The sequence below is a fragment of the Sulfitobacter sp. HI0129 genome (genome assembly GCF_001635395.1).
Taxonomy (GTDB): Bacteria; Pseudomonadota; Alphaproteobacteria; order Rhodobacterales; family Rhodobacteraceae; genus Sulfitobacter.
Genome location: NZ_LWGH01000360.1, coordinates 1 through 8,028 on the forward strand (window position 1 = coordinate 1; position 8,028 = coordinate 8,028).

The 8,028-nt window shown below is 64.6% G+C and carries 10 protein-coding genes; all 10 read right to left on the minus strand.

Annotation, left to right across the window (positions count from 1 at the left end):
- Window positions 1–301: VirB8/TrbF family protein (locus tag A3764_RS09060; RefSeq protein WP_236628151.1), on the minus strand; the 301-nt coding region annotated here is incomplete at its 3' end.
- A gap of 17 nt (window positions 302–318) precedes the next feature.
- Window positions 319–1,332: a type IV secretion system protein gene (locus A3764_RS09065; protein ID WP_009804198.1), complete on the minus strand. Its 1,014-nt coding sequence runs from the start codon at window positions 1,330–1,332 to the stop codon at window positions 319–321.
- On the minus strand, window positions 1,333–1,707 hold the full coding sequence (locus A3764_RS09070) for a hypothetical protein (RefSeq protein ID WP_009804199.1): 375 nt from the start codon (window positions 1,705–1,707) through the stop codon (window positions 1,333–1,335).
- Between the two features lie 59 nt (window positions 1,708–1,766).
- Window positions 1,767–2,534: a type IV secretion system protein gene (locus A3764_RS09075; protein WP_067264357.1), complete on the minus strand. Its 768-nt coding sequence runs from the start codon at window positions 2,532–2,534 to the stop codon at window positions 1,767–1,769.
- The gene (locus A3764_RS09080) at window positions 2,531–3,643 is read right to left on the minus strand and encodes a transglycosylase SLT domain-containing protein (RefSeq protein ID WP_067264358.1); all 1,113 of its coding nucleotides are present in this window, start codon (window positions 3,641–3,643) and stop codon (window positions 2,531–2,533) included. The genes A3764_RS09075 and A3764_RS09080 overlap by 4 nt, the downstream gene beginning before the upstream one ends.
- A gap of 202 nt (window positions 3,644–3,845) precedes the next feature.
- A complete protein-coding gene (locus A3764_RS09085) occupies window positions 3,846–6,239 on the minus strand; it encodes a type IV secretion system protein B4 (RefSeq protein ID WP_172839585.1) in 2,394 nt (797 codons plus the stop codon).
- Entirely contained in the window at window positions 6,214–6,492 is a 279-nt protein-coding gene (locus A3764_RS09090; protein ID WP_040609064.1) for a type IV secretion system protein VirB3, read from the minus strand. The genes A3764_RS09085 and A3764_RS09090 overlap by 26 nt, the downstream gene beginning before the upstream one ends.
- Window positions 6,493–6,507: 15 nt before the next feature.
- A complete protein-coding gene (locus A3764_RS09095; protein ID WP_040609066.1) occupies window positions 6,508–6,789 on the minus strand; it encodes a TrbC/VirB2 family protein in 282 nt (93 codons plus the stop codon).
- 16 nt (window positions 6,790–6,805) lie between these two features.
- Window positions 6,806–7,483 carry a lytic transglycosylase domain-containing protein gene (locus A3764_RS09100; RefSeq protein ID WP_236628152.1) on the minus strand — a complete coding sequence of 226 codons (678 nt, stop codon included), beginning with the start codon at window positions 7,481–7,483 and terminating at the stop codon, window positions 6,806–6,808.
- Window positions 7,443–7,757 (minus strand): hypothetical protein, encoded by a 315-nt coding sequence (locus A3764_RS09105; protein ID WP_009804206.1) that lies wholly within the window; start codon window positions 7,755–7,757, stop codon window positions 7,443–7,445. Before A3764_RS09105 ends, A3764_RS09100 begins: the two co-directional genes overlap by 41 nt.
- Window positions 7,758–8,028 lie beyond the last annotated feature (271 nt).

Below are 8,028 nucleotides of genomic sequence, written 5' to 3' on the forward strand. Positions count from 1 at the left end.
GGTCATCAACATAGGCCACGAGATTGGCCTGGATGATGGCGTCACTTTCCGAGAGTGTGAGTGCCTGAACAGCGGCGACCCGGTCCATCTCGCCGGTCTCCTTGTCGACCACGACCACGAAGGTCTCGGTCGTCTTGAGCGGAAAGAGGCTTGCGCCCGCGACCATGCCGGCAACACCAACCAGCACGCCGGCCGCCGCGACGAACCAGGCGAAGCGCTCGCGCCGCCTTGGCCCGTAGATGAAATCCGCCTCGAAAGCGTCGCGATCATGGCTCGCGGAAGGGGTTGTGGTTGTCTTCACGTCAGTCGTCTTTCACATCAGGGTTTGCGGAAGGCCTTGGCGGCGGAGAGGAGCGCGCCGGGGCTTTGCCGGATCACCTCACCGGTCTTCACCACGCCCGCATTGGCCATCTGGTTCAGCTCATGCGGGGACTTGCCGGTGACGAGGCGCGAGGTTGCGCCCGTGCCATACTCCCGCGTGTTCACGAAACCCTGACGCGCGAGGCCGGTCAGACCCACGGCATTCGAGGCAATGCCCACCACGCCGGTGAGATTGGACGCGATATAGGGAACGGAAGCCATGATCCCGGCGCTGAGAATGAGGATCACGAGGAAGGGCAGGATGAGGCTGACGGTCTCGACATCGCCGGGATCGGCGGAGGCGTCGCCGATGGCCTCGGCGATGGCGACGATGATGCCCGCAGCCCCGGCTGCGGCGACCGGCATGAGGGCATAGCCGATGGTGGCGCGGGTCCAGGCCTCGAAGAGGGACTGGGTTGGTTTGAAAAGCGAGGTCACGATCATGAAGGGGGCGATCACGATCATCAGCGCGAAGACGATGCGGGCGAAGGCGATGATGCCGGCAGTGACGGCGGCAAAAACGGCGGAAAGGACAAAGAAAATGGCACCCAGGACCGCCCCGAAAACCCAGCCCGCGCGGTCTCCGATCGTGTCGCCATAGGCGGTGATGCGGGCGACCATGTTGTCTAGGCTCTCATAGACCCCGGCCTCGTCGCCCGAGCCGGTGAGCGCCAGGATCGAGGCGCCAACTGAGTCGGGGACCTGCGTGACGATGTTATAGATGACGCTGAAATTGTCCCAGCTCTGTGCGAATATGCCCACGAGCGCGACTTTCATCCCGAAGGCAAAGCCGGTGCCGAAGGGCAGGGGGCGGAGTTGCATCACCACGTTGATCCCGAGGAGCACGACGAGGAGCGCGGCCCCGGCGGAGATCACGTCGCCGACCGCGCCCGCCGAGGAGACGAACCCGTCCTGCGCCACGGTATCCACCGCCGCATCGATCTGGCTCAGGATGTCCCGAATGACGCCCATCTATTCCGCACAGGCCTCCACAACTTGCGCCTCGAGCGCGTCGGCCTGCGCGTAGAGATCGAGCACCTTGAAGGGCAGGCGCGGGTTGTCCGAGGTCTGGAACCGGGGCAGGGCGTCAAGCGCCTGATCCCAGGTGAACTGATCCAGCAGGCAGGTACAGGTTTCCGAGGCAAGCGCCTCCTCGGCAATCAGGATGCGCAGGATCGCGCGGTAGCCATTGCGCAGATAGGCAGTCTCGGCCAGATCGGCAGAGGCCTTCGGGGCACGGCAGGCGTCGGCCTCGTCCCGCGCGATAGCCATCGCGTTGAAGGGCGTGTCGCCGGAAGGGTTCGTGCTCGGGGTCTGGGCCAGCGCGGCACAGGGCAGGGCACTCACTACAAGTGCTGCGAGACCAAGTGCCCGAACTGAAGCCAAGCTGTGGATCATGGACATTTTCATGGATCCACCGCCATCGAGCGGAACTTGCGTTCATCCGCGAGGGTTGCGGCATCGACGACGCCGAGCTGGCCCGCACTGACGCCCTGGGCGGCTTCGAGCCGCCAGATCTGGGTCAGGATGATCCCGAGCTCGGCGGTGACGCGCGTGTTGAGATCGACGGCGGCCTTCAGCCCGTCCTGATCATCGATCAACCCGACCATGGTCTCGAGCCGCTCGAGGCTTTGCCCGGCCTCTTCGTGGCTTTCCTGCGCGGCAACCGAGAGCATGGCACTGGCCCCGGCAGAGGCGGCGATGCGATTGTCGGCGGGCTGGTCGGAGCCCGAGAGTGTTCCCAGTCGTTCCGACGTAAAGCCGCTGCCCGTCAGCACCCGCTCGACCGAGGCCGAGAGTTCCGCGCCCGGATTGAAGCCACTCAGGAAATCGCCACTCGCCAGCGACTGCGCGGTGTTGAGGGGGGCGACCAGTTTGCCGCGGAGCGCACGGAATTCCTCGACCGTCGCGAAGAGTTCACCCAGACCGCTGCCCTCGATGAGCGAGGTCAGTTGCGCCTCGAGGTTTGTCAGCTGCGATAGCTGGGTTTCCAACTCCAGCCGCATGGTGGCGAGCTGTTGCATCTGGACATTCAGATCCTCGGCCATGTGCTCGAGTTGGGCTACGAGCTGGCCAAGCGCTGAGCCGTCAAAGGTCGGCACACCCTGGGCCGTTGCGGGCGAAGAAAACCCGAGTGTGGTGACCGCAGCCACGGTCAGGAGAAGCTGTCTCATTCGGGAACTCCCATTTGCATGAAGTCGCGCTCGGCCAGCCGGTCAGCGACGAGGTGCTGCGCATAGGCCGCCTCGCGCTGCTGGTTTGCCGCCATCAGCCGGACGCGGAGGTTGAGGATGCGACCGATCTCGGCCTTGGCGTAGGTGTTGAGCTCCCAGGCCGCCTTGGCATTGGGTTGCGCGTCGATCTGCAGGATGATCGCGCGCAGGCGATTGATGACCTGCTCTGTGGTGGCGGAACTGTCGGCGGCGTAATAGACGCCGGCCTCGGAGATGCTGGCATACTCGGCCAGCGCAAAGTCCGAGGGCGAGAGCGTGCCGAGCGCATCGGCGCCGCCGACCACGGCAAGGTATTCGTTGTAAAACTTGGAGATGTTGCGCACATAGCCTTGGGTCTCGGCAAAGGGCGGCACGCCACCATATTCGATCACGCGTCCCGGACCCGCGTTATAGGCCGCGAGCGCATGGGGGATGTTGCCGAAGCGATTGAGCTGGGTGGTGATGTAGCGCGCGCCGCCGCGCAGGTTGTCTTTGACATTATAGCGGTCGACGCCAAGATCGGAGGCGGTGCCGGGCATGAGCTGGGTCAACCCATAAGCCCCGACCGGACTTTCGGCGGCGACGTTGAAGCGGCTTTCCTGCTTGATCAGGGCCTGGAAAAGGCAGCGCCATTGGGTGGCCGAGAGACCCGCGCGGGCCACACCGGGGGCGCCTGCGAATTCCCCCGCGACCTCGACGATCATCATCTCGACTGTTTCGCGGCCCTCGCCGAAGAGGCGGCTGTTCATCGGGCTAGGGTCGGTATTGGGATAGACCGCCGCCACGCCAAAGTCCGCATTGCCTTCGAGCGCGCGGATATCGAAGCCGGGGCCGGTGATGGCCGCCGTCATCTCTTCGAGGACGCGCAGCTGGTCGGCCTGGACTTCGGCCAGCGTGGACTCGGTCCGATCCTTGTCCTGCTGGACGCCCAGATCCTCGGCCAGCGCCGTCACCCGGGCAATGGCGCGACCGATCGCGGAATTGTCCTGCGTTGGCACGCCCTGGGCATGCGCGGGCAGGGCGCCGAGGCCGAGACAGAGTCCGGCGGATATGATCGCGGCGCGGCTCATTCCGGACGGGGCAGGGGCTCGAAGCTGCAGTCGGGCTTGGGCGCCTGCTGTACTGGTGCGCCCATGGTCGAGAATGAGAGGGTCGAGCGCGTGACCTGCGGCTCGCCGTTTCGACCGAAGCAGGGCGAGGTTTGTTCGGTGTATTTTTCGCAAGCTGAGAGAAGGCCTGCGGCGGCACAAAGCGCGAGGAGGGGTTTCGAACTCATATAACATGTCTCCAGAAATCAGGATTGGCGCGCCAATCGGCGGGCACACGGGCCTCGCCGGTGGCGCCGCCGCCAAGGATGGGGAGGAGGGTGCCGAGGGCGGAGAGATCGGCATCGACAAAGACGCTGTCGCCCGCCGAGCGCACGAGCGCGATGCGCTGGCCGATTGTGGGCTGCACGAGGAGGGCAGCCTCCTTGGCGTTCACGCGCAGAAAGTCGTAATCGGAGATCGTGGCACGGTCGTTCGGGAAGAGGATCTGGGTCGGGACCGTCTCGACGATGGTCTTGCCGACGCGGCTATCGCGCAGCTGGCTCGGATACTGCGTCATCATGATCACGACGCAGTTCATCTTGCGCAGCGTCACCAGCCAGTTTTCCAGCCGCGCGCCGAAGTAGGGATCGTCAAGCAGCTTCCAGGCCTCGTCGAGGACGATGATGGTGGGGCGGCGATCCTCGACCACACGTTCGATCTGGCGGAAGATGTAGGAGAGCACCGCCATCCGCTCGGTGGTCATGTCGAGAATCTCGGTCATGTCGAAGCCGATGATGTCGGAGGCCAGTTCGAGCCCGGCACCATGTTCCGGCTCGTCGAAGACCCAGCCATAGCGGCCGCCCGGGGCCCATTCGGCGACGCGGGACTGTAGCTCGCCATCGTCGTCGAGCGATTGAAACAGCGTCTCGAAACTCGCGAAGCGCCGGAGCGAGCCCTCGGCATAGGCATTTTGCGCGACCGCGCTCTGGATATGGCGGGATTGTTCGCCCGTGAGGGTTCCGCCCCGGGAAAGAAGGGTCGCCAGCCAGTCCGAGAGCCAGGCGCGGCCCCGTTCGTCGATCTCGGTCATCAGCGGGTTCAGGCCCGTCGGCACGCCAGCGCGGATCTCGTTGTAGCGCCCGCCAAGCGCGCGGACCGCCATCTCGAGGCCGCGATCCTTGTCGAAGAAGAAAAGCCGCGCGCCGACCCGCTGCGCTTGGGCTGCGAGGAAGGCGGTGGTGAGCGTCTTGCCGGTGCCGGTGCGCCCCAGCACGAGCGTATGGCCGACGGTCGGTTCCTTGCCCGGGTTGCCCGCCTCGTGAAAATTGAACCGATAGCCCGAGGTGCCGACGGTTGGCAGGACCGAGATGGTCTGGCCCCAGGGCGATTGGTTGGGGCCGCGCCCCTCGACGCTGCCATGCAGGGCGGCGAAATCCGCGAAGTTGATCGAGGAGATCGGAGTTTTGCGAGCGCGATAGCCAAAGTTGCCGGGGGATTGTGCGAAGTAGGTGGCTTTCAGCGCCATGTTCTCGCGCACGATCACCGACATGATTTCCTGGCCCACGCGCTTGATCTGGGCTGCAGCGCGCTCAAGCGTATCGCGGTCGGGCGCATAGACGGCGATCGACAGGTGATGATCGCCAAAGGCGATCCGTCCCGCCTCCTGATCGTCGGCGGCCTGGCCCAGTTGTTCGCGCAGAGAGACGGCGGCATCGTCGGAGGCGTGCATCTGGCGGATGATGCGCTGGATGCGCTCGGCCATGATGTTGTTCGGGATCGGGCTGAAGGAGTTGGTCAGCACGATGTCGAGAGGCAGGTCGAGCGCGTCGAGCAGCGTGACGTCCGTGAGCGCCGGATAGGTTTTCATCGAAAAGAGTGCGCCGTATTTGACCTGGCCGGTCACGGCGTCGGTCAGGGTGACGACATCGCCGTCGAAGGTCGCGCGACAGTTGCTCAGGGTGTGCGAGAGGGGTAGGGCGCTCTGCCCGAAGGCGATGGGGGAGAAGCTGCCGGCGTTCAGCGTATTGAGGTAGCCCAGCCATTCACCGCCCGACTTCGTGAGCCTGACGGGGTTGGCCGAGGCAAGCGCTACCTCGAAGAAGCCCATGACCTCGTTCAACTCCTGCAGGCGTGTCGCGCGGTCCTTGACCCAGGCCTTGCGGGCCAGCGCACGCAGGAGGGGAATGCGGGCCGAGATATCGGGCCGCCGGATGACGCTGAGATAGAGTTGGCGCTTGGCCGGGCGCAGGTCTTTGACATGGGCCTGCCAGCGCGCATCGATCGCGGCGGCGAAGCTGTCCCCCTCGAGGGGGCGCATTCCGAGATCCTGCGGCACGGAGATGCGGTGAATGTAGAAGCCGAAGGCGTTGCCGGTCTGGGCGACGATGGCAGCGACTGCACGCTTGAGCGCGTCGAGCCGGGCATCTTCCGTGGTCATCGGGTTGAGCCCGTCGAGGCGGAGGGTCGCCATAAGGTCGCCCTCGCGCAGTACCATGACGTCGTCAGCCGCGAGCGCGAAATACGGCAGGTGCTCGGCGAGATAACTCTCCCGCGTGAACTCCCCCCCGCCTGCTTGATGCAGGGCGGCCCCAAAAGTGGAAAGTGTGCCCGCATCAAGCGCCAAAGCTGTCGCCTCCATGCAGGGCCCTGTTCTTCGTCGGACGCACTGATCCATAGGAGACGCGCAGGACCTCGAAGAAATGCGGCTCGCGGTCGGCGACAAACCAGAGGATCGGATAGGCGACGAGACCAATCAGGAAGAAGACCATCGACTTCGTCCAGATGAACGGCAGAACGACCCCGGTCGTCAGCACCACGAGGTATCCGACAGGGAGACCCAGATACTTGGGCGGACGGGCGAGGCCCAGAAAAAGGGGGGATCGTTCTGCCACTGCTCTACTCGGATCTCAGGAGAAGCCGTCGACGATGGTACCGGCCGAGAAGATCAGCACGATCCCGATGATGACCGAGGCGAACCAGCCCCAGTTGAGCCGCCCCATCATGCACATGAATCCGGTGCCGATGACCGCGAGCGTGGCAACCGCGATCCCGATGGGACCGGTCAGCGCGGCCTCGACGGTTTCCAGCATGGTCTGGATCGGTGACAAGTCCTGCGCGAGAGCGGGCGTTGCGAGAGCCGCCAAGGTTGTGGCGATGGGCAAGAGGCGGCTGAGGCAATGTCTGAGCATGCGAAGTTCCCTTGTTTTACTGAAGTTCGATAAGGACGGGCGCGCGGGCCGGAACCTGGTTTGCGACACGGATGTCCGGCGCGGAAGCGGGAGGGCCTGCCAGCCGGGACCGGATCCGGTGGATGCGCGCGATGTAGTCGCGGGTCTCGGTGAAGGGGGGGATGCCGGAATACTCGACCACACGGTGTGGCCCGGCATTGTAGGCTGCCAGCGCCAGGTCGATGTCCTTGAACGTGGCGAGCTGGGCGAGCAGGTAGCGCGCCGCGCCATCGAGGTTCTGGGAGGGATCGCGCGGGTCGACCCCGAGTGCGCGCGCCGTGTCGGGCATCAGCTGGCCCAAACCATAGGCGCCCTTGGGGCTGACGGCGGTCGGATTGTAGCTGCTTTCGGCCTCGACCAGGGCGCGGAAGAGGATCTGCCAGTCGTCCGCATCGAGGTCGACCTGCCGCAGGGCGCGGTTTCCCTTGTGGCGATCTGCCGTGGCGTCGATCAGGGAGAGGATGCCGTCGCGACCGGAAGGCGGCGTGGCGTCCAACGAGGCCAGAACGACTTCCGCCTCAGCACTATCACCCAGCCTCGCCCAGGCAGGTGGTTCGCCATGAAAGATCCAGCCGGATGTCCGGGCCGTGCCGTCACGGCCGAAGGCGATGACGTCAGCCGCGCTCCTCGAGGGTGATGCTGTAATCAGGACCAAAGCGCAGATCGCGCCCGTCACCGAACTCGAAATGATGTTTGAAGAGCCCCGGCCATATGTTGAAATACCGCGGCTCGGGACCGTGTGGGGTGATCCGGGTCGAGACCAGAATGGCTTCCGGCTCACCCTCGCGCAGGTAGATGCACTGGTAGCGCGGCTTGCCATCGTCGGTGAACCCCACGAGTTCATACCGGCAGCGGAACGCGATGCCTTCTTCTTGAAGGTCTTTCACACCATCGATGGTGATCAGGATCTGGTTGCGCGCTATCGGCATGTTCGGACTCTCCCCATGAGAGCCCTTCTACTTCACGACACTAAGGCCATAAAGTCATATAGAGTCAATACGACATATTGCAGATAAATACATATTGCGCGATAGTCCGCGCAACTTTTGCGGGAGAGTGACATGAGACGACAAGTGATGGCGGCGGCGATGGGGGTGATGGCAGTGTTCGGAGCCCCGGAGAAGGCGCAGGCCTATGACATCGACTGCGCCATCATGCTCTGCATGGCGGGTGGGTTCCCCCCGAGTGCCGTTTGTGCCC